Origin of the sequence: Halorubrum salinarum (assembly GCF_013267195.1) — an archaeon.
GTDB classification, from domain to species: Archaea; Halobacteriota; Halobacteria; order Halobacteriales; family Haloferacaceae; genus Halorubrum; species Halorubrum salinarum.
Genome location: NZ_CP053941.1, coordinates 556,166 through 581,410, shown reverse-complemented (window position 1 = coordinate 581,410; position 25,245 = coordinate 556,166). Strand labels below are relative to the sequence as shown.

Annotated in this window: 28 protein-coding genes; 15 read left to right on the top strand and 13 right to left on the bottom strand. The window is 72.4% G+C overall.

Annotation, left to right across the window (positions count from 1 at the left end; genetic code table 11):
- Positions 1 to 244 precede the first annotated feature (244 nt).
- Positions 245 to 2,329 carry an AAA family ATPase gene (locus tag HPS36_RS03045; protein ID WP_173228451.1) on the top strand — a complete coding sequence of 695 codons (2,085 nt, stop codon included), beginning with the start codon at positions 245 to 247 and terminating at the stop codon, positions 2,327 to 2,329.
- A gap of 43 nt (positions 2,330 to 2,372) precedes the next feature.
- Here the strand turns inward: HPS36_RS03045 and HPS36_RS03040 are convergent, their stop codons facing one another.
- On the bottom strand, positions 2,373 to 2,597 hold the full coding sequence (locus HPS36_RS03040; RefSeq protein WP_121561784.1) for a hypothetical protein: 225 nt from the start codon (positions 2,595 to 2,597) through the stop codon (positions 2,373 to 2,375).
- Between the two features lie 85 nt (positions 2,598 to 2,682).
- Positions 2,683 to 3,462: a bacteriorhodopsin gene (locus HPS36_RS03035; RefSeq protein WP_121561785.1), complete on the bottom strand. Its 780-nt coding sequence runs from the start codon at positions 3,460 to 3,462 to the stop codon at positions 2,683 to 2,685.
- Positions 3,463 to 3,640: 178 nt separating this feature from the next.
- On the opposite strand from HPS36_RS03035, the gene HPS36_RS03030 reads away from it, so the two are divergent.
- The 3 genes from HPS36_RS03030 (at position 3,641) to HPS36_RS03020 (ending at position 6,031) form a co-directional block, all read left to right on the top strand.
- The gene (locus tag HPS36_RS03030) at positions 3,641 to 4,015 is read left to right on the top strand and encodes a SlyX family protein (RefSeq protein ID WP_173228450.1); all 375 of its coding nucleotides are present in this window, start codon (positions 3,641 to 3,643) and stop codon (positions 4,013 to 4,015) included.
- Between the two features lie 132 nt (positions 4,016 to 4,147).
- On the top strand, positions 4,148 to 5,200 hold the full coding sequence (locus HPS36_RS03025; protein WP_173228449.1) for a Brp/Blh family beta-carotene 15,15'-dioxygenase: 1,053 nt from the start codon (positions 4,148 to 4,150) through the stop codon (positions 5,198 to 5,200).
- Between the two features lie 90 nt (positions 5,201 to 5,290).
- Positions 5,291 to 6,031, top strand: a complete 741-nt coding sequence (locus tag HPS36_RS03020) for a protein sorting system archaetidylserine synthase (protein WP_173228448.1) — start codon at positions 5,291 to 5,293, stop codon at positions 6,029 to 6,031.
- A 144-nt stretch (positions 6,032 to 6,175) separates the two neighbouring features.
- On the opposite strand, the gene psmB is transcribed toward HPS36_RS03020, so the two are convergent.
- Positions 6,176 to 6,907: an archaeal proteasome endopeptidase complex subunit beta gene (psmB, locus tag HPS36_RS03015; RefSeq protein WP_121561789.1), complete on the bottom strand. Its 732-nt coding sequence runs from the start codon at positions 6,905 to 6,907 to the stop codon at positions 6,176 to 6,178.
- Between the two features lie 195 nt (positions 6,908 to 7,102).
- Entirely contained in the window at positions 7,103 to 7,279 is a 177-nt protein-coding gene (locus tag HPS36_RS03010) for a hypothetical protein (RefSeq protein ID WP_167551900.1), read from the bottom strand.
- 321 nt (positions 7,280 to 7,600) lie between these two features.
- Between HPS36_RS03010 and HPS36_RS03005 the strand changes: the two genes are divergently transcribed.
- On the top strand, positions 7,601 to 8,281 hold the full coding sequence (locus HPS36_RS03005; protein WP_173228447.1) for a uracil-DNA glycosylase family protein: 681 nt from the start codon (positions 7,601 to 7,603) through the stop codon (positions 8,279 to 8,281).
- A 259-nt stretch (positions 8,282 to 8,540) separates the two neighbouring features.
- Here HPS36_RS03005 and HPS36_RS03000 read toward each other — a convergent pair whose 3' ends face one another.
- The 4 genes from HPS36_RS03000 to HPS36_RS02985 all read right to left on the bottom strand — a co-directional run bounded on the left by HPS36_RS03000 (position 8,541) and on the right by HPS36_RS02985 (position 12,789).
- Positions 8,541 to 9,758 (bottom strand): asparagine synthase C-terminal domain-containing protein, encoded by a 1,218-nt coding sequence (locus HPS36_RS03000; RefSeq protein WP_173228446.1) that lies wholly within the window; start codon positions 9,756 to 9,758, stop codon positions 8,541 to 8,543.
- 5 nt (positions 9,759 to 9,763) lie between these two features.
- Positions 9,764 to 10,447, bottom strand: coding sequence for a PHP domain-containing protein (locus tag HPS36_RS02995; protein WP_173228445.1), 684 nt, complete (start codon positions 10,445 to 10,447; stop codon positions 9,764 to 9,766).
- Between the two features lie 498 nt (positions 10,448 to 10,945).
- The gene (locus HPS36_RS02990) at positions 10,946 to 11,227 is read right to left on the bottom strand and encodes a DUF7513 family protein (protein ID WP_173228444.1); all 282 of its coding nucleotides are present in this window, start codon (positions 11,225 to 11,227) and stop codon (positions 10,946 to 10,948) included.
- On the bottom strand, positions 11,224 to 12,789 hold the full coding sequence (locus tag HPS36_RS02985) for a Na+/H+ antiporter NhaC family protein (RefSeq protein WP_173228443.1): 1,566 nt from the start codon (positions 12,787 to 12,789) through the stop codon (positions 11,224 to 11,226). Before HPS36_RS02985 ends, HPS36_RS02990 begins: the two co-directional genes overlap by 4 nt.
- 475 nt (positions 12,790 to 13,264) lie before the next feature.
- On the opposite strand from HPS36_RS02985, the gene HPS36_RS02980 reads away from it, so the two are divergent.
- Genes HPS36_RS02980 through HPS36_RS02965 form a run of 4 tightly spaced genes read left to right on the top strand, consistent with a single transcriptional unit; the run spans position 13,265 to position 16,007 of the window.
- On the top strand, positions 13,265 to 13,732 hold the full coding sequence (locus tag HPS36_RS02980) for a 30S ribosomal protein S15 (RefSeq protein WP_173228442.1): 468 nt from the start codon (positions 13,265 to 13,267) through the stop codon (positions 13,730 to 13,732).
- 40 nt (positions 13,733 to 13,772) lie between these two features.
- The gene (locus HPS36_RS02975) at positions 13,773 to 15,011 is read left to right on the top strand and encodes an exonuclease RecJ (protein ID WP_173228441.1); all 1,239 of its coding nucleotides are present in this window, start codon (positions 13,773 to 13,775) and stop codon (positions 15,009 to 15,011) included.
- A 1-nt stretch (position 15,012) separates the two neighbouring features.
- Positions 15,013 to 15,363, top strand: a complete 351-nt coding sequence (locus tag HPS36_RS02970) for a KEOPS complex subunit Pcc1 (RefSeq protein ID WP_173228440.1) — start codon at positions 15,013 to 15,015, stop codon at positions 15,361 to 15,363.
- Positions 15,360 to 16,007, top strand: coding sequence for a 30S ribosomal protein S3ae (locus HPS36_RS02965; RefSeq protein WP_137717485.1), 648 nt, complete (start codon positions 15,360 to 15,362; stop codon positions 16,005 to 16,007). The genes HPS36_RS02970 and HPS36_RS02965 overlap by 4 nt, the downstream gene beginning before the upstream one ends.
- 64 nt (positions 16,008 to 16,071) lie before the next feature.
- Here the strand turns inward: HPS36_RS02965 and HPS36_RS02960 are convergent, their stop codons facing one another.
- Both HPS36_RS02960 and HPS36_RS02955 read right to left on the bottom strand, forming a co-directional pair.
- Positions 16,072 to 16,560 (bottom strand): GNAT family N-acetyltransferase, encoded by a 489-nt coding sequence (locus HPS36_RS02960; RefSeq protein ID WP_222595376.1) that lies wholly within the window; start codon positions 16,558 to 16,560, stop codon positions 16,072 to 16,074.
- A complete protein-coding gene (locus HPS36_RS02955) occupies positions 16,557 to 17,126 on the bottom strand; it encodes a GNAT family N-acetyltransferase (protein WP_173228439.1) in 570 nt (189 codons plus the stop codon). Before HPS36_RS02955 ends, HPS36_RS02960 begins: the two co-directional genes overlap by 4 nt.
- 113 nt (positions 17,127 to 17,239) lie before the next feature.
- Here HPS36_RS02955 and HPS36_RS02950 point away from each other — a divergent pair, with 113 nt between their 5' ends.
- Both HPS36_RS02950 and HPS36_RS02945 read left to right on the top strand, forming a co-directional pair.
- Positions 17,240 to 17,518, top strand: coding sequence for a DNA-directed RNA polymerase subunit L (locus HPS36_RS02950; RefSeq protein WP_004596453.1), 279 nt, complete (start codon positions 17,240 to 17,242; stop codon positions 17,516 to 17,518).
- 126 nt (positions 17,519 to 17,644) lie between these two features.
- Positions 17,645 to 18,673, top strand: a complete 1,029-nt coding sequence (locus HPS36_RS02945; RefSeq protein ID WP_173230775.1) for a glycosyltransferase family 4 protein — start codon at positions 17,645 to 17,647, stop codon at positions 18,671 to 18,673.
- A gap of 40 nt (positions 18,674 to 18,713) precedes the next feature.
- Here HPS36_RS02945 and HPS36_RS02940 read toward each other — a convergent pair whose 3' ends face one another.
- Positions 18,714 to 19,031, bottom strand: a complete 318-nt coding sequence (locus HPS36_RS02940; protein WP_121561800.1) for a DUF7510 family protein — start codon at positions 19,029 to 19,031, stop codon at positions 18,714 to 18,716.
- A 147-nt stretch (positions 19,032 to 19,178) separates the two neighbouring features.
- Here HPS36_RS02940 and HPS36_RS02935 point away from each other — a divergent pair, with 147 nt between their 5' ends.
- From HPS36_RS02935 to HPS36_RS02920, 4 genes are all read left to right on the top strand, one after another.
- Positions 19,179 to 20,453 (top strand): Single-stranded DNA binding protein, encoded by a 1,275-nt coding sequence (locus HPS36_RS02935; RefSeq protein ID WP_173228438.1) that lies wholly within the window; start codon positions 19,179 to 19,181, stop codon positions 20,451 to 20,453.
- A complete protein-coding gene (locus HPS36_RS02930) occupies positions 20,450 to 22,135 on the top strand; it encodes a hypothetical protein (protein ID WP_173228437.1) in 1,686 nt (561 codons plus the stop codon). The genes HPS36_RS02935 and HPS36_RS02930 overlap by 4 nt, the downstream gene beginning before the upstream one ends.
- Positions 22,135 to 22,905, top strand: a complete 771-nt coding sequence (locus tag HPS36_RS02925; RefSeq protein WP_173228436.1) for a metallophosphoesterase — start codon at positions 22,135 to 22,137, stop codon at positions 22,903 to 22,905. The genes HPS36_RS02930 and HPS36_RS02925 overlap by 1 nt, the downstream gene beginning before the upstream one ends.
- Before the next feature lie 68 nt (positions 22,906 to 22,973).
- Complete coding sequence (locus HPS36_RS02920; RefSeq protein ID WP_173228435.1) at positions 22,974 to 23,552, top strand: putative phosphothreonine lyase domain-containing protein; 579 nt, start codon at positions 22,974 to 22,976, stop codon at positions 23,550 to 23,552.
- A gap of 24 nt (positions 23,553 to 23,576) precedes the next feature.
- On the opposite strand, the gene HPS36_RS02915 is transcribed toward HPS36_RS02920, so the two are convergent.
- Both HPS36_RS02915 and HPS36_RS02910 read right to left on the bottom strand, forming a co-directional pair.
- Positions 23,577 to 24,056 carry a PhlB family protein gene (locus tag HPS36_RS02915; protein WP_173228434.1) on the bottom strand — a complete coding sequence of 160 codons (480 nt, stop codon included), beginning with the start codon at positions 24,054 to 24,056 and terminating at the stop codon, positions 23,577 to 23,579.
- Positions 24,053 to 25,213, bottom strand: coding sequence for a thiolase family protein (locus HPS36_RS02910; protein WP_173228433.1), 1,161 nt, complete (start codon positions 25,211 to 25,213; stop codon positions 24,053 to 24,055). The genes HPS36_RS02915 and HPS36_RS02910 overlap by 4 nt, the downstream gene beginning before the upstream one ends.
- Positions 25,214 to 25,245: the final 32 nt, after the last annotated feature.

The window sequence follows — 25,245 nt, the reverse complement described above, 5'->3', positions numbered from 1 at the left end:
ACCTGAATCGCCCCCGGCCGCGCGATCGGTGCCCCGAATCGGTCGAAAAAAGCCGGTTTCGTGTGACTAAACCAATCGTTCGATCGTATCCTTGCGGACAGTTCCCACATTCGATCTACCGGCCGACCGTCACTCCGGTCCGCGACTGTCCAGTTAGGCCGTGGGTACTTTGTGGTCGCTGGGCGTGAGATCGACGTATGGTGCCGACCACCGCCGTCGAGTCCCGCGAACGAACTCGCGGACCATGAGCGTGCGCGTCCCCGTCAGAGAGCCGCCAACGTCGGTCCCCGGAGACCGGATCGGGCTCCCCCGGGCCGTGCTCGACGACCTCGGGGTCGGCCGCGGCGACTCGGTGACCGTCGCGGGCGCGCACCGCGTCGCCGCCCCGGTCGTCGCGGTCGACGACGGGACGCGGGCGGTGTTCCTCCCCGAGCGACTTCGCCGGACGGCCGGGGTCGAGCCGGGCGACACCGCGACGGTGGCGGTCTCGGACCTCCCGGTCGCGTCGTCGGTGACGCTGCGGCTCCGCCAGTCGGTCGACGTGGAGCGGAGCGAGGACGCCATCCGCCGGCGGCTCGCCCGGCGCGTGGTCGCCGTCGGCGACGAGGTCGAGGTCACGCGCCTCGGCGGCGCCCTCACCCTCCGGTTCGACGTGCGGGACGTGGCCCCCGCCTCGCCGGCGGTCGTCGACGACGCGACCGAGATAACCGTCACGTCCGACGAGGCGGACGCCGCCGTCGTCTCCGAGCGCCCCGGGGACACCGGCCCCGACGACGGGTTCGTCGCGACGGCGACGTTCGAGCGGCTCCGCGACGCCGTCGCGACCCGGTTCGACGCGGCCGAGGCGTTCGCGTCCGCCGGACATCCGACCCTCGGGCTGCTCCTCCACGGACCGCGCGGGTCGGGGAAGACGACGCTCGTCGAGGCCGTCGCGGCCGCGACCGACGCGTCGCTCGTCCGCACCTCCGCGGCCCGGCTCCGGGGCGAGCGCGCGAGCGACCAGTCGGACGGGCTCGACCGCGTCGTCGACGCCGTCTCCGCGGGGGAGCCGACCGTGGTCCTCCTCGACGACCTCGAGGCCCTCGGGGCCGACGACGGCGGGGGCTCCGCGCTCGCCGACCGCCTCCGGTCGACCGTCGACGAGCTCCGCGACGGGGACCGGACGGTCGTGATCGGCGCGACGACGGACCCGAGCGCCGTGCCGTCGGCGCTGCGCCGCGGCGGGCGGTTCGACCGCGAGATCGGGGTCGAGCCCCTGACGACCGCCGAGCGGCGCGACGCGCTCGAAGCGCTCTGCGAGGGCGCGCCCCTCGCGATGGACGTCGACTTCGAGGGCGTCGCCGCGCGGCTCAACGGCTACGTGTTCGCCGACCTGGCCGTCCTCGTGGACGCCGCCTTAGAGCGGGCGGTCCGCCGCGACGGCCGGACCGCGATCCGGATGGCCGACTTCGAGGCCGCGCTCGACGACGTCGAGCCCACCGGGCTCCGCGAGGTCACCGTCGAGTTCCCCGCGGTCGGCTGGGACGAGGTCGGCGGCCTCGACGACGCCAAACGCGAGCTGGTGCGCGCGGTGTACTGGCCCTTAGAGTACGCCGACCGCTTCGCGGAGATGGGGATCGACCCGCCCTCCGGCGTGCTGCTGTACGGGCCGCCCGGCACCGGGAAGACGCTGCTCGCCCGCGCGGCGGCCAGCCTCAGCGACGCGAACTTCATCCCGGTGAACGGGCCCGAATTGCTCGACAAGTACGTCGGCGCGAGCGAGCAGGCCGTGCGCGACCTGTTCGCCACGGCGCGCGAGAACGCGCCGGCGGTGATCTTCTTCGACGAGGTCGACGCCATCTCGCCGAAGCGCCGCGGCGACGACACCGGCGCCGGCGAGCGCGTGGTGTCGCAGCTGCTGACCGAGCTCGACGGGCTGGAGCCGCTCACCGACGTGGTGGTGATCGCGGCGACGAACCGCCCGGACAACATCGACGAGGCGCTGCTCCGGCCGGGGCGGATCGAGAAGGCGGTCGAGACGCCGCTCCCGGACCGCGAGGCGCGCCGCGAGATCCTGCGGATCCACGCGCGGGAGATGCCGGTGGCGTCGGGCGTCGACCTCGACTCCCTCGCCGACCGCACGGCCGGGTACAGCGGCGGCGACCTCGCGGCCTTGGTCCGCGAGGCCGGGCTGCTCGCCATCGAGGACGCCATCGTCGACGACGGGCCGCCGGCCGACCCGACCGTCGGGCGCGACCACTTCGAGCGCGCGCTCCGCGAGACGTCGCCGTCGACGAGCGACGGGCGCGCGGACGCCGAGCGAGTGGGACGCGACTCGCCGGCGGAGTGAGCGGCCGGCAAGAAGCCGGACTCCCCGGCCGACGAACCTCGCCTTACTCCGGCTCCTCGTGGAGGTTCAAGACGAAGTAGACGACGCCGGCCATGGCGAGCAGCTCCAGGGCCGCCATCGTCCAGAACCGGACGTTGATCCCGTCGACCGGCTCCGACAGCGTCGGAATCAGGAAGATCCCGACGAGCGCGACGGTGATACAGATGGCGATGCCGGCGACGGACCGCGTACGCAGCTCTGGCGGCTGTTCGGTGGTAGTGTCAGTCATGTCGAAAAATGAACGGTGGAAACGGTTGAACCGTGCTGTTCGGTCGCGTCGAGTCCGCCCGCCGAGAGGCCGGTGGCCGCTCCGATCAGTCAGCGGCGGAGGCCTCAGCGCCCGCGGAGGGCTCCGGGGCCTCGGTGTCGCCGAGGATGGCGCGGCTGCGGAGCAGGACGAACCCGAACCCGACCTTCGCGGTCACGTCGAGGACCATGAACGCGAGGGTCTCGACGCCGAGCCCCACGACGCCGGCGCCCTCAGTGCCGATGATCCACAGGATCGGGTACGCAGTCCAGAGGACGGCGACGAGCGCCGTCAGCGTGTTGAAGGTGCTCTGGACGTCCTCGGAGCGCTCCCGAGCCGCGCTCCGGAGCGAGGTGAGGAGGTAGTACAGCACGAACAGGAACGCGATCGTGCTGAACAGCCACCAGGTGTACCGGGCGAGCGGCGTGTGCGAGAGCGCGCCGATCAGGCCGGTGACGATCATCAGCGCGTCGACGCCGATGAGCGTCCCGGTGGTCACGCGATCGACCTTCGCCAGCAGGCAGAGGTCGAGCAGCAGCAGCGGCGTCGTGAACAGCCAGTCCGCGTACCGGGCGTAGTAGATGTCGAGCACTTCACCGCCGACGAGCTCGACCTCCGTCAGCCCGATGCCGAAGAACATCGACAGGTATGCCGCCGATGCGATCCCCGGCACGAGGATCGTGATCGCGTAGTACTCACGGGCCTCCTTGTCAGTCACGCCCCAACCGCGGGCGATGAAGTAGAAGGTCCCGATGATCATCAGTAGCGTGCCTATACCCAACCAGAGCGTCTCGGGGCGACCGTCCCCGAGCAGGTCGTATCCCGCCTGTAGCGCTATCGGGTCCATACCCACATCTTGATACAGTATATACTCTATTGAGACCGATGCCAACCCAGTTAGGTATCGGGGTCCGCGGGCGGTGCGTCGCGGGGGTGGATCGGGGCCCGTCGTCGTCGTCGAACCCTGACCGCGGGGAGACGTTGTCGGCCCGAAAGTAATGACCCTGGGGCTCCACTGGTGTCATATGGCAGACGAAGAGACCGAGGCGGAAGCGGAATCGACCACCGAAACCACCGCGGAGCGCGAGGCGGAGGCGACCGACGACGTCACCATCGACGTCGAGGCGATCGACGAGTACGAACAGCGCATCGACGAGCTGTCCACCGCGGTCGAGGAGCGCGACGAGACCATCGAGGAGCTCCGGTCGGTCGTCGAGGAGCAGTCGGAGCAGATCGACAAGCTACAGAACCAGTTCCTCGACCTGTCCGCGCGCGTGGCCGACGGCCGGAACCTCGGCGTCTGCCCCGAGTGTAACGGGCCGACCGAGAAGAAGGAGCGGCTGTTCCGCGCGGACACGATCGAGTGCACGCGCTGCGGCGAAGTGATCCACACGTACTGAGCGCCGCGGCGAAGCGATCCACGACCGAGGCGCCGGCCCGGGCCCCCGTCCCGCGCTGTGTCGCGTGACGGTATATAAAAGACCCAATAATGACGACGAGGCCCTAACCCCGTAACGCCCCTACGTGCGTCCATGTCGACGTCGACGGCGAGTCCGGTGCGGCGACTCCTCGGTGAACCGGAACGGACGGCCATCGGTGCCTCTCGCGCGGCGTTGCTCCTGCTCGCGGTCGGGTTCGGGGCCCTGTCCGCGGTCGGCACCGACGTGTCGCTCCGGACGCAGATGATCGCGTACCTCGTCGGAATGGTCGCGCTGAACCTCCCGCACGGCGGGTACGAGCACTTCTCGAACCTCCGGCGGCGGGGGCTCCCGTTCGGCGCCCGATACGTGGCGCTGTACCTCGGGTTCGTCGCCTCGTTCGTGGCGCTGTTCGTGTTCGCGCCCCTGCCCGCGCTCGCGCTCGCGTTCGGGACGGCCGTCGCGAAGGGCGGACACGGTGACCTCCGCGTGATGGACGCGCTGGTCGGGACCGAGCACCTCCCGACCAAGCCGCAGCGCGCGCTCGCCGCCCTGATCCGCGGCGGCGCCGTGATGATCGTTCCCGCCGTCTTCTGGACGGAGACGTTCTACGGGTTCACCGGCATCATGCTGGGCGTCTTCGACGGCCGGCTGGCCGGGCCGGCCGCCTCGAACCCGGAGGCGTTCACCACGGCGCTGGGCGCGGCCTTCGGGCTCGGCGTGGTCGCCCACCTCGGCGGCGGGCTGGCGACCAGCCTGCGCGCGACCGGCGGCGTGAGCCGGTCGTGGCTCCTCGACGCTGCGGAGACGCTGCTGCTCGTCGCGTACTTCGCCCTGGTGCCCGTGGTCGTCGCCATCGGGCTCTACTTCCCGCTGTGGTACTCGATGCGGCAGTCGGCGCGGAGCATGGTCGTCGAACGCGAGCAGCCGGACCGGACGGAGGGCGTCTCGCTCGTCGTCGCGTGGGGCGTCCTCGTGGTCGGCGCGCTGGTCACGGCGAGCGTCGCCACCGCCCTGTGGACCGTCGCCCCGAACCCGCTGTCCGGCGGCTCGCTGCTGTCCGGCGCCGTCGCCTTCTACACCATCTTCGTCTGCGTCATCGCGATGCCGCACGTCGTGGTCGGCGAGTGGCTCGACTTCGGGCGCGGCATCTGGTACGTGCCCTGAGCGCCGGCGCACGTTCCCGCGCGCGGCCCGACCCCGCCCGCGGTCGACGAGATAACAAGCCCTAAAACCCGGCTCGTCGACCGATACGGTATGCCTCTGCGGTTCGCTCGGCGGCTGGGGCTCGCGGACGCGGTGACCGTGGCCAACGCCGCCGTCGGCTTCCTCGCCGTCGTCGCCGCGACGGTCGACGTCGCGCTCGCGGCCCGGCTCGTGCTCCTCGCGGCGGTCGCCGACGGGCTCGACGGGGTCGTCGCCCGTCACCGCGGGTCGACGCCCGCCGGCCCGTACCTCGACTCGCTGGCCGACGTGGCCTCCTTCGGCGTGGCGCCCGCCGCCCTCGTGGCCGCGGTCGTCCGCGACGGGCGCTCGTTCGCCGCGGACCCCGTCCTCGTCGCGGCCGGCGTCGGCGCGGGCGCGCTGTTCGTCGCCGCGGCAGTCGCTCGGCTCGGCCTCTACACCGTCGACGAGGACGGCGCCCGCGAGACGGTGGGCGTCCCGACGACGCTGGCGGCGACGGTGCTCGCGGCCGCCGTCATCGCCGGCTACACCGCCCCGCTCCTCCTCGTCGCGGCGACCGCGGCGTTCGCGCTGCTGATGGGGTCGACGGTGACGTACCCCGACCTCCACGCGCAGGACGCGCTCGTGATGGGCGTGGTCCAGGCCGCCGTGATCCTCACCCCCGCCGGCCACATGGCGACTGACGCGCTCCCGGCGTGGATCGGCGAGGGCTTCGCGTTCGCGCTGCTGTTCCTCTCGGCCGGCTACCTCCTGCTCGGCCCGCGCTTCTACTGGGGCGACGGGATCCGCGCGCCGCCGGGCCTCCGGCGGTGAGTTCGGTACGGTCGGCGAGTTCGGTACGGTCGGACACCGGGCTCGCGGGCGGACGGACGGCGACGCGATAGCGCGGCGGCTCAGGAGTTCGCGGACGGTCGAAAATCGCAGTGAGAAGCGGTCGCCGGGGCCGCCGCGTCGGCCTTACAGGAGGTCGTCGAAGTCCTTGTACCGGGTGATGTCGACGCCGTCGTCGGTGACGACCGCGACGTTGATCCCGTTGCCGGAGGCGAGGTCGCGCTCGACGGCGGACTGGATCGCCTTCGCGGCGATGGTCTCCGCCTCGTCGATGGTGACGTCGTCGTCGTACTCCTGCTCTAGGACACCGAGCGCGTACTGCGACCCGGAGCCGGTGACGGTGTACTCCTCCTCGGTCGTGCCGCCGAGGGCGTCGATGGAGTAGATGTGCGCGCCCTCGTCGTCGACGCCGCCCAGGATCGGCTGGACGACGAAGAACGCTCCGGAGCGGAGGAGGTTGCCGGTCAGCGTCGACAGCGCCTCCATCGACATGTCCTTGCCGCGGCGGGCCTCGTAGAGGCTCGTCTCGGCGCGGAGCGTCGAGATGAGGTTCTGCGCCGCCGAGACGGAGCCCGCGATGGTCAGGGCGCCGCGCGGGTGGATCTCCTCGACCTTCTGGACGTCCTTCGAGGAGACCATGCCGCCGAGGGAGGCGCGCATGTCGGTCGCCATCACGACGCCGTCGTCGGCCTTGATGCCGACGGTCGTGGTCCCGGTCTTCATCTCGCCTTCGCCCTCCGCCTTCGCGGCGCGGCGGTCGCTGTGTTCGAACTCGCCGAGCTCCGGTCCGAAGACGGGCTGGTCACGGCCCAGGTCGGCGGCCGGCCCGTCGGAGAGGTCGCCAGTCGGTGTTCGCATTACACGCTCGTTGGCCCGGCGCGCTGATAAAGGCAACCCTTCGGGGGCCGCCGACCGGTTCCGACGGGCCTATCCGTCGCCGGGTCGGGACCGCCCGACGGCGGCCCGACGAGCGTCTCGGCGGCGACGGCGACGCGACGGCGCCGTCGCTCGGCGTCGGGTCGGTTTCGCAAAACGAGGGCTACGGCCGGGCGATCACTCCTCGGCGGCGGTCTCGCACGCCTCGGTGGTGGTCTCGACGAGCCGGCCGACGGGGACGTTGACGCCGAGGTGTCGGCGCGCGAAGACGGCCACCGGGAACAGCGAGATCCCGACGGCGACGGTCGCTTGGTGCAGCCCGAAGAGGGCCGCGGTTCGGATGCGGTCGAACATTGGACTTCTGCCCCACCCCAACCGGGGGATGTATAAATATCTTCCGTGGCCGCCGTCGAAGAGACCCGGACGCAGTCCTGCGGTTTTCGGTCGTAAATTAACGATCCTGAAACTTCTCGCGTTCCGCGCGGATCGCCGCGTATCCCAAGCCGGCCCGACCGAGTTTATTCTCGTAACTTATGCGAATCCACGCCGGCTCGTGCGCCTCGCATCGGCGCCCTCCGCGCGGGTCCGTCGCCGCCTCGCCGACTGCTCTGCTGACCCCGTCGCCCCGCGCCGGATCGAACGGGATTTAACGCCGTGCGCGCCTATCGGGTCGACGTGCAGAACGTCACGGACCGGATCCGGAACCCCTTCGGGATGCGCCCCGACTGCCCCTCGTTCGTCCCCGGCTACGGCGACGCCAACGCCGACTTCCACGTCGTCGGCGACCGTCCCGGCGTCCACGGCGGGACCGCCGCCGCGGTCCCGTTCACCGGCGAGCCGTGGTCGCCCGCGTTCCTGTCGGCGCTCGAGTCGGCCGGACTGATCGCCGGGCTCGCCGAGGGCGTCGCCCCCGACGGCGTCGCGACCGACGGCGACCCCACCGCGGTCGACCCCGTCTCGACCGACCGGACGTTCCTCTCGTACCTCCACATGTGCGAGAGCGACGGGCCGCCGGACGACGACGCTTACGACGACATGGAGCGGTTCTTCGACGCGGAGCTCCGCGCCATCGCGGCCCACGTGCTGCTCCCGGTCGGCGCGCGGGCGACCGAACACGTCTTAGAGACCTACACCGCGCGGGCCTGGAAGACCGAGATCGACATGGACGCGCTCCACGGCGAGGAGCTGCTTGGCGCCGGCTGGCTCGTCGTCCCGGTCAAGGACCCGGCGGACTGGACGGAGGGCGACGCCGACCGGCTCGTCGACGCGCTCGGGGAGCTCCGGTCGACCGACTTCCGCCGCGAGAGCGACCTCGGACGGTTCATCGCCGGCAGCGACCCGTACCTGGTCCGCTGACGGGACGAGCGCCCGCCGGATGCGCGACCTTCTCAGTCACCGGCCGCATGGTCGTGAACTTTCCCCGGCAAGGCGCGTCCCCATCGGTTCGATTCGGCAGTAATCGCCTCCGTCCGCGGACGATCGTTTTCTACCCGCGCCCGCGAGTGTCATATTTGTCGCTACTGCCCGGATTTTATAGCTGTCCTGTCGATCTGTACCCAGACGCCCGATCGATCGGGCGTCGGCCGCAGGACTGGTACTCCGCGCGGCGACTTGGTCAGTTCCGGCCCTCACCGGCCGGTTTTTCCTCGGCGCACAGCGACTCGACGTACTTCCCGACGTGGTCGTCCAGCCGCCGCTTGAACCCCGCTTGCCGCGCGAGTCGATCGAGTTCGCGGGAGACGTACGTCCCGTACTGGACCGCCTTCTTGTCCGCGGCGTGGACCGACGCCGGGACGCGCTCGGCCGCGACCCGACGCAGCGCGACCTTCCGCTCCTCGCCGTCGACGAGCAGGTCGCCGGGGAGCGCCAGCGCGGCGGCGACGACCCGGTCGTCGAGCAGCGGGGTCGCGGGCTCGACGCCGGCGGCCCGGAGCGCGAGGACGTCTCGCTCCAGTTGGTCGGGGAGCGTGCGGACGGTCTCGGTCCGCGCCCCGCGGACGGTGTCGGCCTCGACGCGGGGGTCGTCGGCCGGGTCGACGACCTTGCTGTAGCCGCCGAACAGCTCGTCGGCGCCCTGCCCGACCGCGAGCCGGTCGAACCCGTCCGCGGCGGCCGCCTCGGCGGTCAGGAACAGCGGCACCGCGATGGCGACGTCCATCGGGTTCCGGCGGCCGGTCGCGGCCGCGACCGCGCGGACGGCGCGCGTGAGGTCGTCGTGCGTGACCTCGACCACGCGCAGGTCGCCCTCCATTGCCGCCGCCGCGTCGCGCGCGGCTGCGACGTCGTGGCTCCCTTCGAAGCCGGCCACGTAGCAGGGGGCCTCGGGAACGGCGGCCGCGACGAGCCCGGAGTCGACGCCGCCGGAGAAGGCGACCGCAAGGTCGCCGCCGCCGCTCTCGGCGCCGTTCGCGGACCGAGTCGGGTCGAGATCGTCGAGCGCCGCGCTCACCGCGTCGTCGACCGCCGCCAGCGCGGCGTCGCGGTCCGCGGTCGGACTCGCGTCGGGCAGCCGCCAGACGCGCTCCGTCCCGGCCGCCGAGGCGACGCTCCCGGCCGGAACCGGCTCGGGGTCGTCGAGGTCGGCCCGGTCGAAGCTCCACGCGCCGGCGTCCGTCGGCCGGCGGTCGGACTCGGGGTCGAGCGCCGCGGCTTCGGCGAACAGCGGCTGTCGACCGAGCACGTCGCGGACCAGGACCGGCCCCTCGCGGTCCGGCGGGTCTGCCAGCAGGCCGGCGAAGCCGCCCCCGCCGGGGAGGGGGTCGGCGTCGCGGAGCGCGGCTCGGACGCGGTCCGGGGCGGCGCCGCGCAGGTCGGACGCGGGTGAGTCCGACATCGCGGTCACCGGAGGGCGTCGAGCGCGCGGAGCGCGCGGCGCTTCGCGCCCCCGCCGAACTGGCGGAGCGAGACGCGCCACGGGGTGCGCTTCCCGACGACGCTGGTCCGGCCGTCGGCGATCCCGTCGAGGATCGCCGCGGCGGAGCGCTCGTCGGCGCCGACCTCGGTCACCGCTTGGCCCACCATCTCGGAGATGTGCGCGTCGCTGCCGGCGGTCATCGGCAGGCCGTGGCGGACGGCGAACTTCTCGGCCTGTCGGTTCGAGCGGCCGGTGAACAGCCGGGAGTTGTACACTTCGAGGGCGTCGGCGCTCGCCAGCTGCTCGTCGCTGATGTGCGCGGCGACGCCGTGGCGGGACTTCTGGAAGGGGTGGGGGACGACCGCGACCCCGCCCTGGTCGCGGATCCGGTCGAGCGTCTCGTCGAAGGGGAGCCCGCTCTCGACGCGCTCCTCGATGCCGAACGCGAGGACGTGGCCGACCGCCGAGGTCACCTCCATGCCGACGATGCCGACGAGCCCGTAGTCGGGGGCCTTCTCGGCCGCCTCGATGCTGGCGTCGATCTCGTCGTGGTCGGTGACGGCGAGCGCGTCGAGCCCGACCGCGGCCGCCTGCTCCAAGAGGAGGTCGACCGGGTCGCGCCCGTCGTACGACAGCGCGGAGTGCGCGTGGAGCTCGACCGATAGCACACCCGACGGTTCGAGCGTGGTCATAAAAAGCGCCCCGGTCCGGGCCCGGTTCCCGCGGATTCGCGGCGGTTGAATCCCGTTCCGACGATCTGCTATTTAAAAACACAACTGCGGTGGCGCGTGCCAACGAGCGGCCGCCAGGCCGCGAGGAGCACGCGCGAGGGACGCGGCGACTGGAGCGAAGCGGAGGGAGCCGCGAGGCTGGGGAGGAGTGAGGCTGCGGTTGCGGTGCTGCGGGCGGACTCGAAGGGGCAGTCGCGAGGGCGAAGACGCGCGACGCAAGGACCGCAGGCGCGAACGGAGTGAGCGCCGAGGACCACAGCGAGCGCATCGAGTCCTCGCGGCTGGGGCTTCGGAGATGTTCGTCGTCGCTCCGCAGTCGACTATTTATAAGCGAGCGGCTGAGGGATCAAAAGGGTTCGCCGCAGGTTCGGAAGCGGCGATGTACGGGCGACTCGTCGGAGCGGTGGCCTCGAAAAAATACGTCCTCGATACCGATTAGAACGCGCTCTCGCCCACCGTCTTCCGGTAGGTCGCCCGGCCGCTGTGGCTCGCGTCGTCCCACGACTCCACGTCGACGATCACGCGGGTGTTCACCGCGTCCGGCGGCGCGCCCTCGATCCGGAGCGTCGAGTCGCCGATGCGGGCGACGTGGTCGCCGCCCTCGCCGGCGCCGCCCCCCTCGCCGGTCACCATCACTTCGATCACGTCGCCGGCCGCGTAGTCCGGCGTCGGGCCGCGGAACGACCACCCCGCGAGGAACTTGTCGAAGACGCTCATGCGCGGGACACCTCCTCGGAGACGCGGTCGGGAATGTACTCCCGCCCGAAGCCGGTGATCGCGGCGAGGACGAATATCGCCACGAGGAACCAGCCGTGGAAGACGTACGGGACGACCTCGATGGGGTTGACGACCATCTCGGGGCCGTACTCGGCGCCGAGACCGTCGGGCCCGACCATCACCTGGTAGCCGACCAGCACGCCGCCGGCCCACGGGAAGATGTAGCCGAGCGCGGAGGTGTTGGCGTCTAAGATGTTCGCGCGCCGGTAGCCGTTGATGTTGAACTTCTCGCCGATGCGGGCGACGTACGGGGCGATCGCGATCTCCGCCGCGGTGTTGATCGTGATCATCCCGTTGATGGTCGCGGTGCCGACGACCAATGTCAGCTCCGCGCGGCGGACGGTCGTCGCGACGCGGTCGAGGAGGAACGTCTGGATCGCCTCGAAGCCGCCGCCGCGGATCATGATCTGCGCCATCGCGACGATCAGGAGCGTGAGGACGATGAGCGGGAAGAACCCGACCGCGCCCGCGTAGAGGCTCCCGCCGACGCCGGCGGTCTCGCCGACCTCGACGACCGGGAGCCCGGAGAGCGCCCCGGCCTCGGTGACGGTGAAGACGACGACGTCGCTCGCGGCCGAGAGCCCGAAGAGGAGGTTGAACGCGACCGCCACGAGCAGCCCCCACGAGATCGCCTCGACGATGTGGCGGCCGGCGACCGCCGTGACGATGACGACGGCCATCGAGAGCAGGTGGACCAGCCCGAGGGCGTTCGCGGACTCGCGGAGCGCGGCGGCGCCCTCAAGGTTCACGCCGGCCATGACGGATCCGGCGATCAGGTACGCGGCGAACGCCGGGACGGCCGCGCCGATCGCGTACTTGAACCGCGAGGCGACGACGCCGCCGATGTCGGCGTCCTGGGTCACCGCGCTCACGATCGTCGTGTCGCTGACGGGCGCGAGGTTGTCGCCGAAGACGGCGCCCGAGAGGATGGCGGCGAACAGCAGCACGGGGTTCGCACCGATGAGAACGCCGGCCGGGAAGAACAGGGTGACGAACGCGACGGTCGCGCCGTACCCCGTGCCGATCCCGGTCGCCAGCAGGCCGCAGAGGACGAACGCGGCGGCCGGGAACGTGGTCGCGCCGACGTTCAGGGCGTCGGCCGCGAAGATGAGCCCCTCGACGAACCCGCCGACCTGGAGCGTCTCGGCGAACATGCCGGCCCAGAGCCACGCGACGATGGCGGTCGCGGCCACGCGCTGAGTCATCCCCTCGAAGATGGTGTCGGCGTACGCCTTCCAGTCGCCGCGGACGAGGAACATCCCGAGGGTCGTCCCGATCAGCGCGCCGACGACGAGGCCGTTGGTGTCGCCGATGCCGAGGACGCCGCTCTGGAGGATCGCCCAGCCGATGAAGAAGACGAGCGGGACCGTGCTCGCCCACTTGCCCCCGCGGAACTCGATCCGCGGGCCGTCGCCGCCCTGGTCGCCGACGCCGAACTCGCTACCGTCTGGCGGGTCCCCGCCGTCGGTCGCCGACGGAGCCCCGTCTCTGGTCTCGGTCATCTGTCGGTCACATCGCCCCGAACACCGACGACTCACCTAAATCCTCCTTTCCGCGGAGAACTCGCGCGGAACAAAACCCCCGGGCGGCGCGGATCGACCTCCGGCGAGAGCGCGGCCGCACTCGTCGCTCGCTCCACGGGAACGCTCGCCCCAACGAGAACGCTCCGGCCCACGAGGACGCTCCGGCCGACAAGAACACTCCATCTCACCGGAACGCTCCGACCCACAAGAACACGCTTAAGAACCCCGACGGCGACCCCTCACACGGGAACAGCACAGCTGCAGATCTGACTCGCCGGGGCCCTTTCGCCCGCGGCTTGGGAATGTAGCAGTGCGCCGACGCCTCCGGCGTCGCGGTCGGGCGGTCCGCTCGCGCGGGCCGTCCGGTCGGATCGCTCGGTCCGCGAGCGATTCGTAGCCGCGCCGCGCGGAGTCGCGGTCACGTTGCGGTTGTGCCGTTCCAACCAGACAGACAATGGCACGAATGCACACGCGCCGTCGCGGTTCGTCCGGTTCGGACAAGCCGGCGACGGACGAGACCCCGGAGTGGAGCGAAGTCGACGCCGAGGACATCGAGTCCCGCGTCGTCGAACTGGCGGAGCAGGGCCACGACCCCAGCGTCATCGGCCTCAAGCTGCGCGACGAGGGCGTCAAGGGCGTCCCGATCCCGGACGTGAAGCTGGCGACCGGGAAGAAGGTCACCGAGATCCTCGAGGAGCACGACGCCGACGCCGACCTCCCGGAGGACCTCCGTAACCTCATGCGACAGGCGATCCGCCTGCGCGAGCACATGGAGGAGAACGGGCAGGACCACCAGAACAAGCGCGCGCTCCAGAACACGGAGTCGAAGATCCGCCGCCTCGCGAACTACTACCGCGGCGACGAGATCGACGAGGAGTTCACGTACACCTACGAGAACGCCGTCGAGCTGCTCGAGGAGTAACGCGGCGAAACGCGGCGACGACACCCCACGAGACCCACCCATGACCGAAGCGACGTCCGCCACGCCCGCCCCCGACGCGCTCGCCGGCGTCCTCGCAGACGCGCCGTTCGTCCGGCTCGTCGCGACCGACGACGGCGACGCGCTGGCAGCCGCGGGGCTGCTCGCGCGAGCGCTCCGAGCGACGGGCACGCCGTTCCAGGCGCGGGTGGCCGCCGACCCGGTCCCCGACGACCCCGACGACGGGGTCGCGGTGACCGTCGGCGTCGACCGCGGGCCGCACGCGATCCCCGGCACGGGGCGCCCGGCCAGCACGGCGGCCTTCGCGGTCGCCCGCGCGCTCGGCGGCGACCCCGACCCCGTGGTCGCGCTCGCCGGCGTCGTCGCGGCCGGGTCGATCCCCGGCGCCGACGGCTCCGGCGACGCGCTCGACGCCGCGGAGCGGACCGGCCGCGTCGAGCGGCGGCCCGGCGTCGCGCTCCCGGTCTCGGGCGGCGCGGCGGGCGACGAGGAGGCGGACGCCGCGCCCTCGCGGGCAGAGGCCCTCGCGGCCTCGACGCTCGCGGCGACGCGGTACTCCGGCGACCCCGAGGCGGCGCGCGACGCGCTCGCCCCGCTGGGGCTGCCGGCCGACCCCGACGCGGACGACCGCCGCCGGTTCGCGTCGCTGGTCGCTGTCGACGCCGTCGACGGCGACGACGCGAGCGAGCGCGCCGCCTCGGCGGTCGAGCGCGCGCTCCGCCCGTACGCGACGGACGGCCCGTTCGCGACGGTCGGCGGCCACGCCGACGTGCTCGACGCGCTCGCCCGGGAGGCGCCCGGGACGGGCGTCGCGCTCGCGCTCGCGAGCGACCCGGACGACTCGCTCCGGACGAGCGCGCTCGACGCGTGGCGCCGCCACGGCCTGGCGGCCCACCGCGCGCTCGACGCCGCGACGGTCGGCCGGTACGACGGCTGCGTCGTCGCCCGCGTCGACGCCTCGGCGGCGATCCTGCCGACGGTCGCCCGGCTCGTCCGGGACTTCCGCTCGCCGGAGCCCGTCGCGGTCGCGCTCGATGAGGGCGCGGGCCGGCTCGCCGCGGCCGCGACCGGCGGCGCGGCGGGCGACGCGGCCGGCGAGCCGATCGACCTCGGCGACGCCTGCCGGACCGCCGCCGGCGAGGTCGGCGGCGACGGCTGGGGCACCCCCGAACGCGGCGGCGTCTCGGTCGCGACGGACGCGAACGACGCCGGCGACGCCGACATCACCGCGGCGCTGGCCGCGCTCCGGGAGGCGATCTGAGATGGCGGGCGACGCCTCGCCGGGCGCCGACGCGGCACGGAGCGCGACGGTCCGGACCGAGCACGCCGACGCCGCGACGGTCGCGGCCGCGCTCGCCCCGGACGAGACCGACTCGATGCGCACGCGCGTCGACGGCGACGTCGTCGCCTGCGCGGTCGAGCGGCCGACCACCGGGGGACTCCAGTCGACGCTGGACGACCACCTCGTGAACCTGCGGGTCGCCGACCGCGTGATCGAACGCGCACGCGACCACGCGACCGCCGCTACGGACGCCGACGCCGCGAACGCCGACTCCCTCGACTCCGCAGACGAACCGCAGACGACCGACACCGACACACAACCCGACACATGAGCGAACGATCCGTATCCAAGAGCAGAGAACAGAAGCGCTGGTACACCGTGCTGGCGCCCGAACAGTTCGACCGGCAGGAGCTCGGCGAGACCCTCGCCGAGGAGCCCCAGCAGGTCGTCGGCCGCACGATCACGACGACGCTCGACCAGCTGACGGGCGACTCCAACGCGAACAACACGAAGCTGACCTTCAAGATCACCGACGTGGGCAGCGACTCGGCGTACACCGAGTTCATCAAGTACGAGCTGACGCGCGACTACCTGCGCTCGCTCGTCCGCCGCGGCGCCTCGAAGGTCGAGGCGTCGATCACGGTGCTGACGACGGACGACTACCGCATCCGCGTCCAGCCCGTCGCGCTGACGACGAAGAAGGCGGACCGCTCCCAGGAGAAGGCGATCCGCCGCGTGATGATCGACAAGGTCCACGCCGCCGCCGAGGAGCGCACCTTCGAGGCGTTCGTCGACGCCATCGTCGACGGGAACCTCTCGTCGGCCATCTACGGCGACGCCAAGGAGATCTACCCGCTCCGCCGCGTCGAGGTCCAGAAGCTGACCCTCGAAGCGCGCCCGAGCGAGGTCGCCGCCGAGGAGGAGGCGTCCGTCGACGTCGACGCCGACGAAGTCGCGGTCGACGCCGACGAGTAACCCCTCGGCCGACCGACGCGACCCGTTTTGCGTTTGTCGACCGTCCAGCGGCGGCGCCGGGGGCTCACTTCTCGTCGACGCGGTCGACCATGCGGTGCCGCGCCACGTCGAACCCCCGCTTCTCGTAGAACGCCCTGGCGCGCTCGTTGCCCGCGTCCACGTCGAGCGTCACGCGCTCGCAGCCGCGGGCCGCGGCCGCCGCGTCGACCCGGTCGCAGAGGTCGCCGGCGACGCCCTCGCCGCGGTACGGCTCGCGGACGTACAGCTCGCCGACGTGAAGCCGGTCGCCGGCGGCGAACGCGGGCGCGGACGACTCGACGCTCGCGGCGGCGTAGCCGACGAGGTCGCCGCCGTCGACGGCGACCCACGTCAGCGCCTCGTCGTCGTCGAGGCGGTCCTCGCGGTGCGCCACGCCCGCGGCGACGAGGTCCACGTCGTCGGCGAGGCGGTTCCGCTCGGCGACCGGCTCCATCTCGCGGGCGAACGGCAGCCACAGCTCCTCGACAAGCGGCCGCACGTCCGCCTCACGGAGCCGCCTGACGGTCGGGGTCACTCGGGGTCGACCGCCATCGTCATCTGCTTGCGGTAGTCCTCGAACCCGATCCGCTCGTAGAACGCCACGGCCCGCTCGTTGTCGACGTCGACGTCGAGCCGGAGCTGTTCGCAGCCGTGGTCGCGGGCGTCGGCGACCGCGCGCTCAACGAACCGCTCGGCAAGGCCGGTGCCGCGGAACGGCTCCGCGACGTATATCTCGCCGATCACCAGTCGGTCCGGGCGCTCGAACGGGTCGGGACACTCGTCGACGCTCGTCATCAGCAGCCCCACGAGGTCGAGGGCGGGGTCGGTCACGTCGGCGGTCGCGGGGTCGACTCCGGCGTCGTCCGCGCCGTCGCCGGCGGTCGCGGCGACCCAGCCGCGGCTCCCCGCCTCCTCTAGTCGGTCCCGGGCGAACGCCACGTGTCGCTCGACGAAGCGCTCCGCGGGCCAGTCGGCGAGGTCGTGGGCCGCCACGGCGTCGGCGAGGTCGCGGTTGTACGGGAGCCACAGGTCGGCCGCGTACCGGCGGAGGGCCGCCTCGTCGAGCGGTAACCGTCGGATCGCGGGTCGATCGGCGGACATACCCGCCGTCTCGGCGGGCGATGGAAGTGCTTTCCGGGTGCGTGCGACCCGTCCGCATCCGGCGATATCCGGGAGACGAAAGCTTGAAACGCCGCTCGCCCGACCTCTCGGACATGGAACTGCGGGTCATCGAGAAGACCGACACGGAACTCCACATCGAGATCGCGGGCGAGGACCACACGTTCATGAACGTGCTGAAGGGCGCCCTGCTGGAGTCGGACGACGTCGCGGCCGCGACCTACGACATGAACCCCGAGCAGTCCGGGGGGCAGACCGAGCCCGTCCTCACGGTCAAGGCCGAGGAGGGCGACCCGCTCGACGTGCTCGCGGACGCCGCCGGCTCGATCACCGAGCGCACCGACGCGCTGCGCGACGCGGTCCGCGCGGCCTGAGCGCGGTCCGACCGCGTCCCCCGCCGACTCCTCTCCTCGCCCGCCGTCTCTCCGTTCTCCCACGCCACGAGGGGCATACCTAAGTGGTGACTCCAGAAACGAGGGTGTATGCCGCCGAGCGTACTCATGCTGGGGTGGGGGTTCCCGCCGAACATCACCGGCGGGCTCGACGTCCACGTAGGGGAACTGTTCACCGGGCTCCGCGACGAACTCGGGGTCGAGGTCACCCTGGTGTTGCCCGCGGAGTTCGCCCCCGACGACGAGCCGGGGCTCGAACCCGTCGAGACCGGCGAGGGCGACGTCGCGGCGCGCGTCGGCGAGCTCTCCGACCGCTTCGCCGAGCTCGCGCCCGACCACGACGTGATCCACACGCACGACTGGTTCGGGTACGGCCCCGGCCGCGCCGCCGCCCGCGCGTCCGACGCCACCTGGGTCTCCTCGTTCCACTCGCTGGCGAGCGACCGCAACATCGACCCGCCGAGCCGCGAGGTCGAGACCGAGCGCCGCCTCGCGAACGCCGCCGACACGAACATCGCGGTCAGCGAGATCGTCCGCTCGGACATCCGGGAGCTGTACGACGCGGACTCGCGGGTCGTGTACAACGGCTTCTCGACGCCGACGTTCTCAGGCAAGGACGTGCGCGGGGACCTCGGTATCGACGGCGAGATGCTGTTCTTCGTCGGGCGCCACACCGACCAGAAAGGGATCTCCCACCTCCTGTACGCGGTCAAGAAGCTGCGCGGCCGCGACGTGACGCTCGTCGTCGGCGGCTCCGGCCACCAGACCGACCAGCTCAAGCGGTTCGCTGAGCTGCTCGGCATCGACGACCGCGTCGAGTTCGTCGGCTACGTCCCCGAGGCGGAGCTCGGCGACTACTACGCCGCCTCGGACGCGTTCGTCTCGCCGTCGTACGCGGAGCCGTTCGGGATCACGATCACGGAGGCGCTGGAGGCCGGGACGCAGGTCGTCGCGACCCCGTCCGGCGTCGCGGAGGTGCTCCCCGACGGCTGCCTCGTCGAGGTCGCGACGGACTCGGAGTCGATCGTCCACGGGCTCATCGAGGCGCTCGACCGCGAGGAGCCGCCGGAGTACGAGCGCCGCGAGTGGCTTGACGTGGCCGAGGACACGCTCGCCGTGTACGAAGACGTCGCCTGACTACTCCCGCTCCGGTTCCCGTCCGCCGCCCGCGGCGGGCTCAGTCCTCGTCGCCCCGATACACGTCGAACTCCGTTACCGGCTGCGGGTGTGTGACCCGGAAGCCGTCCGCGGTCTCCATCACGCCGCGCGTGCTGCCGGTCGTCCCGCCGTACGGGCTCTCCTCGCCGCCGGCGCCGGCGCCCTGATACGGCGAGGTGTACGGCGACCCCCCGACCGGGTCGTCGAACCCCTCCGGCGGGAGGTAGATCCGCTCGCCGTCCGCGGACCGCACGACGACGGCGACGTCTCTCGTTCCTGTCACGTCGATGACCGTGCGGTCGTCGGTGATCCGCGCGTCGACGTCGATCTCGTCCATGCCCCACGTTGCGGACGGGGGCGGTTTAGCCCTACCGGCCGTCGCGGACGCCGCGATCTCATCGGCAGTCGCGGACGCCGCGCTCCCGTCCGCCGCCGGCTCGAACGGTGTGAATCCTTTTGTGCGGCCGCGCCGAACCTCGCTTCGATGGACGTCAACAGCCATGCCGAGGAGCTCGCCTCCGACCTCGGCGTCGACAAAGAGGAGGTCAAAGCCGACCTACAGAACCTACTGGAGTACAGCGTCCCCATCGACGAGGCGAAACAGAGCGTCCGCCGGAAGCACGGCGGGGGCGGCGGCGGGTCGTCGCCGACGCCCGACGCCGTCGACGTGGGCGAGATAACCACCGAGAACGACGGCGTGACGGTCACCGTCCGCGTGCTGACGCAGGGGACGCGCACCATCCGATATCAGGGCGACGACCTCACGATCCGCGAGGGGGAGGTCGCCGACGAGACCGGCGTCATCTCCTACACCGCGTGGCAGGACTTCGGCTTCGAGCCGGGCGACTCGCTGACGATCGGCAACGCCGGCGTCCGCGAGTGGGAGGGGGAGCCGGAGCTCAACCTCAACGACTCGACGACGGTCGCCATCGCCGACGAGCCCGTCGAGGTCGACCGCGAGGTCGGCGGCGACCGGAGCCTCGTCGACATCGCGGCCGGCGACCGCGGCCGCAACGTCGAGGTCCGCGTGCTGGAGGTCGACGAGAAGACCATCTCCGGACGCGACGGCGAGACGGAGATCTTAGAGGGTGTCGTCGGCGACGAGACGGCGAAGCTCCCCTTCACCGACTGGCAGCCCCGCTCCGAGATAACGGTCGGCGCGGACCTCCGCATCGAGGACGTGTACGTCCGGGAGTTCCGCGGCGTCCCCTCGATCAACCTCACGGAGTTCTCGACGGTCACCCCGCTCCCCGACCCCGTCGAGGTCGCCGAGGACGCACCCCGGCTGTCGATCGCCGACGCGGTCGGCTCCGGCGGCATGTTCGACGTCGAGGTCGTCGGGAACGTGCTGGAGGTCCGGGACGGCTCCGGGCTCATCGAGCGCTGCCCCGAGTGCGGCCGCGTCGTCCAGAACGGCCAGTGTCGGAGCCACGGCGACGTGGACGGCGAGGACGACCTGCGCGTGAAGGCCATCCTCGACGACGGCACCGACACGGTGACCGTCGTCCTCGACGACGAGCTCACCGCCGAGGTGTACGGCGGCGGGCTCGACGACGCCCTCGATGCCGCGAAGGACGCGATGGACAAGCAGGTCGTCGCCGACGACATCGCCGACTCGCTCGTCGGGCGCGCCTACCGCGTCCGCGGGAACCTCTCGGTCGACGACTACGGCGCCACCCTCGACGCGGTCGAGTTCGCGCTCGCCGACGACGACCCGGCCGAGCACGCCCGCGCCGCGCTCGCGGAGGTGGGCGAATGAGCGACGACGGCCCCGGCACGCGAGAGGTCGCCTACCGGGTGTTCGCCGCGGAGTTCGACGACGCCTCGCTGTCGTACTCCGAGAGCGACGAGGAGCGCGCCCCGAACTACGTCGTCACCCCGACCGGCGCGCGGGTGAACCGCCTGTTCACCGCCGGCGTGCTCACCGAGGTCGAGCGCGTCAACGACGAGACGCGGCGCGGCCGCGTCGTCGACCCCTCCGGCGCGTTCGTCACCTACGCGGGCCAGTACCAGCCCGAGGCGCAGACGTTCCTCGAACGAGCCGACCCGCCGGCGTTCGTCGCGCTCACAGGGAAGGCCCGCACCTTCGAGCCGGAGGACTCCGACCGCGTGTTCACCTCCGTCCGCCCGGAGAGCCTCAACGAGGTCGACGCAGACACCCGCGACCGCTGGGTCGTCTCCGCCGCGGAGGCGACGCTCGACCGTCTCGCGGTGTTCGCGCGGGCGCTCGACTCCGACCTGCGGGGCGACGACCTCCGCGCGGCACTGGAGGCGGGCGGCGCCCCCGCCCCGCTGGCCGCCGGGATCCCGAAAGCCATCGACCACTACGGCACCACCGCGGCCTACGCCGAGGCGGTCCGCCGGCTCGCGGTCGACGCCCTGGAGATGATCGCGGGCGACCGCGACGAGGTCCGCGCCCTCGACCTCGCCCCCGACGAGGGCGGCGAGGCCGCGCTCGGTCCGCTCCCGGAGACCGACGTGACGGTCGCCGAGCCGGCGGCGACGACCGATACCGACCGAACCCCGAGCGAGGCGAGCGCCCCCGAGGCGGAACCGTCTCCCGGCGCGAGCGACGCCGACCCGAGCGCGGAGTCGGACCCGGACGCTGAGCCGGAATCGACCGCCGACTCCGGGGCGACCGCTGACTCCGGGACAACCGCCGATTCCGGGGCAACCGTCGACGACGACTCGTCGTCCACCGAGACCGACTCCTCTCTTGGCGACTCGACCGAGGCGTCGACCGACGCCGCCGGGCCGCCGACGGACGACGCGGCAGGGCCGGCGTCCGCTTCGACCGCCGACCCCGAATCGATCGATGACGCGAACGACGCGGACGCGGCGGCGGCCGACGCGGGGTCCGACGACGGCGGGCTCGGCGACTTCGACGCCGGCGGCGACGCGGACGCGGCGTTCGACGACGGGAGCGAGGCGGACGCGACCGCGGACCTCGACCCGGACGCCGACGCCGACGACATGTACCAGCTCGACGACGAGGAGCGCGAGGAGATCGAGTCCGAGTTCGGCACCGACTTCGCGACCGGCACCGAGGTCGACGAGCCGGGCGAGGCCGACATCGACGTGCCGGACCCCGAGGACCTCGCCGAGGAACCGGTCGACGACCCCGCGGCGGCCGCGGACGAGGCGACCGGCGCCGCGACCGAGGAGAGCGAGCCGGCCGACCCGGCGACCGAGGCCGCCGAACCGACCGAGGACGACAAGGCCGACGCGACCGAGGCCGACGAGGATGTCGACCTCGAAGCCGCCGCGGTCGCGGCGATGGGCGACCTCGACGACGGCGACGGCGCGCCCCGCGAGGCGGTCGTCGAGCGCGTTGCTGACGACCACGGCGTCGAGCCCGGCGCGGTCGAGGACGCCATCCAGGACGCGCTGATGAGCGGGCAGTGTTACGAGCCCGGCGACGGGCTGCTCAAGCCGATCTGATGGCGCGGGTGGAGCCGGTCGTCGGCGAGCCGGCCGCCGTGGCCGACCTCGGCGGCGAGCGCGCGCTGCTCGTCGCCGACGTCCACGCCGGCATCGAGGTCGGCCTGCGCTACGAGCGCGGCGTCGAACTGGACTCCCGCGCCGACGCGCGCCGCGAGCGGCTCTGCGGGCTGATCGCCGAGACCGACGCCGACCGGCTCGTGGTCCTCGGCGACCTCGCGCACCGCATCGGCGCGCCCGACGGCGACGAGCGCGAGGAACTGGAGACGCTGGTCCGCGCCGTCACCGACCGCGTCCCGATGACGCTCGTCGAGGGGAACCACGACGCGGGCGTCGCGGAGACGTTCGCGGACGACCTCGACGTGATCGGTCCCGAGGGCGGGCTGCTCGGCGACTCCTCGGGGGCCGTCGGCGTCTGCCACGGCCACACCTGGCCGGACCCCGACCTCCTCGACGCCGACGTGGTGTGTACCGGCCACGAACACCCGCAGGTGCGGCTGGAGGACGCGGTCGGCGGCTCGCGCGTCGAGCGCGCGTGGCTCCGCGGGGAGCTCGACCCCGCGGCGTTCACCGAGTCGGGCGACGAGGGTGACCGCGCGGCCGACTCGCCGGAACTCGTCGTCTTCCCCGCGTTCAACGAACGCTCGGGCGGGACCTGGGTCAACGTCGAGGGGCAGTCGTTCCTCGCGCCGTACCTCCCCGCCGCGTTGCCCGCCGCCGACGCGTACCTGCTCGACGGGACGCGGCTCGGCGACTACCGACGGGTCTGAGCGCCGCGAGCCCTCGTCCGCGTCGCGACGGACGGGATCGTTTTCACCCGCGGCGCCGAACCGACGCCATGGTCACCGACCGGTCGCCGACCGCGATCGACGAGGCCGGGTGGCACTGGCTCCGGGTCAAGCACGTGACCGGGTTCCCGCGACAGGCCCGCGACGCCTACTTCCCGACTCACGATGTGATCCGACCAGCCGCGACGACCGAGGCCGACCTGCCGGGGGTCGACCGGGCGCGGGCGGACGCGCTCCCGACCGACCCCGAGACGGTCCGCGACGCCGACCGACTCGCGCTGGAGACGACGTACCTGAGCGGCAAGTGGCTCGTCGAGCGCCCCGCGGGAGCGGTCGACGACCTCTGGGAGGGCGTGGTCGACGACGTCGCTGCCGGGCGGCTCTGGGACGCGAAGGTCACGACCCGCGCCGGCTGCGAGGCCTTCGGCGAGACGGACCACGTGGTGCTGGTGTTCACTCCGAACTACTTCGACCGCGCGGACGTCGACCGGGTGCGGCGCCGGCTCCGGGACGCTCACGGCGTGACCGAGGAGATACGGTACCGCCCGGACGTCTACACGCTCGACAGGGTCCACGCGGAGCGGCTCGGGCCGCTCACCGACAGCGACGCGTCGCGGTTCCGTGCCTGAGTTCGTGCCGCCCGAGAGGGACCGCTACTCGACCGGGCGGAACCGGAACCCGTCCCAGTCCTGGCTCTCCGGCTCGCGGATGCCGGCTCCCGGCTCGCGCAGTTCGCCGGCGTGGACGGGCTTGACGCGGTCGCCGATGGCGACGTCGAACTGCTCACCATCCTCGGCCCCCCCGTCGTCGCCGGCTCCCGCGTCGTCCCGCTCAGCTACCTGTCCGAGCGCCCGGACCGGCGGCCCGTCGTAGTCGTCGCCCATCTCGAACTCGACGATTACGAGGGTGTTGGGCTCGCGGACGCCCGGCGGCGTCGCGGTCGAGGTCGTCCACGTGACGACCCGGCCCTCGTACTCGCGGAGGTCGACCGTCCCGACGCGCTCGGCGCCGTCCGGGCTCACGGTGTGGGGCGGGTAGGTGACCGTCCCGTCCGCGTACTCCGCCGCCTCGAAGGTCGGTTCCTCGCCGGGCGATGCCCCGTCTTCGCCGTCGGTCGTCTCGTTGTCGCTCATTGGCTTCCCTCCAAGATGGTGGTGGTCACGCAGTTCCCGAACCCGCCGACGTTACAGGCGAGGCCCGTGTCGGCCTCGACCTGTCGCGGGCCGGCGTCGCCCGTGACCTGCTTGAATATCTCGTACACCTGCGCGACGCCGCTCGCCCCGAGGGGGTGGCCCTTCGACTTGAGCCCGCCCGAGGTGTTGATCGGCAGGTCGCCGTCGCGGTCGGTGACGCCCTCCTCGACCGCCTTCCACCCCTCGCCCTTCTCGAAGAAGCCGAGGTCCTCGCTCTGGAGGAACTCCAGAATGGTGAACATGTCGTGGAGCTCCGCCACGTCCACGTCGTCCGGACCGATGCCGGCCATCTCGTAGGCGACCTCGGAGGAGTCGACGACCCCGCCCATCGTCGTCGGGTCCGCGCGCTCGTGGACGACGTGGGTGTCGGTCGCGCCGCCGATCCCGCTGATCACGGCGTAGCTGCCGTCCGGTGCGTACTCCTCGGCGACGGATTCCGGACAGAACACGAGCGCCGCCGAGCCGTCCGTGATCGGACAGAAGTCGTACAGCCGGAGGGGGTCGGCGACGACCGGCGAGTCGAGGACGGTGTCGAGGTCGACCTCCTTCCGAAACTGCGCGTGGGGGTTGTCGACCCCGTTCCTGTGGTTCTTCACTGCGACCTTCCCGAGGCTCTCGCGTGGCGCGTCGTACTCGTCGAGGTAGAGCCGCGCGGTGAGCCCCGCGAACGAGGGGAGCGTCACGCCGTGCTTGTACTCGACCGGGTGCGTGAGCGACGCGATCACGTCGGTCGCCTCCGCGGTCGTCCGGTGGGTCATCTTCTCGCCGCCGACGAGCATCGTGAGGTCGCTCGCGCCGGACGCGACCGACTGCCACGCGGCGTACACGCCCGCGCCGCCCGACGAGGAGGTCTGGTCGATCCGCGCGGTGTAGGCCGGCTGCGCGGCGAGGTCGTGGGCGAGTGCGTTCGGGACGCCGGTCTGGCCCTCGAACTCGCCGCTGGCCATGTTCGAGACGTACAGGTGATCGAGGTCGTCGCCGTCGGCGCCGGCGTCGTCGAGCGCGGCCGCGCCCGCCTCCGCCAGCAGCTCGCGCACCCAGGCGTCGCGCTGCCCGAACCTGGTCATCGACGCGCCGACGATCGCTACGCGTTCCATACCGCTGGGTCCGTCGCAGTCGCCTAAAACGT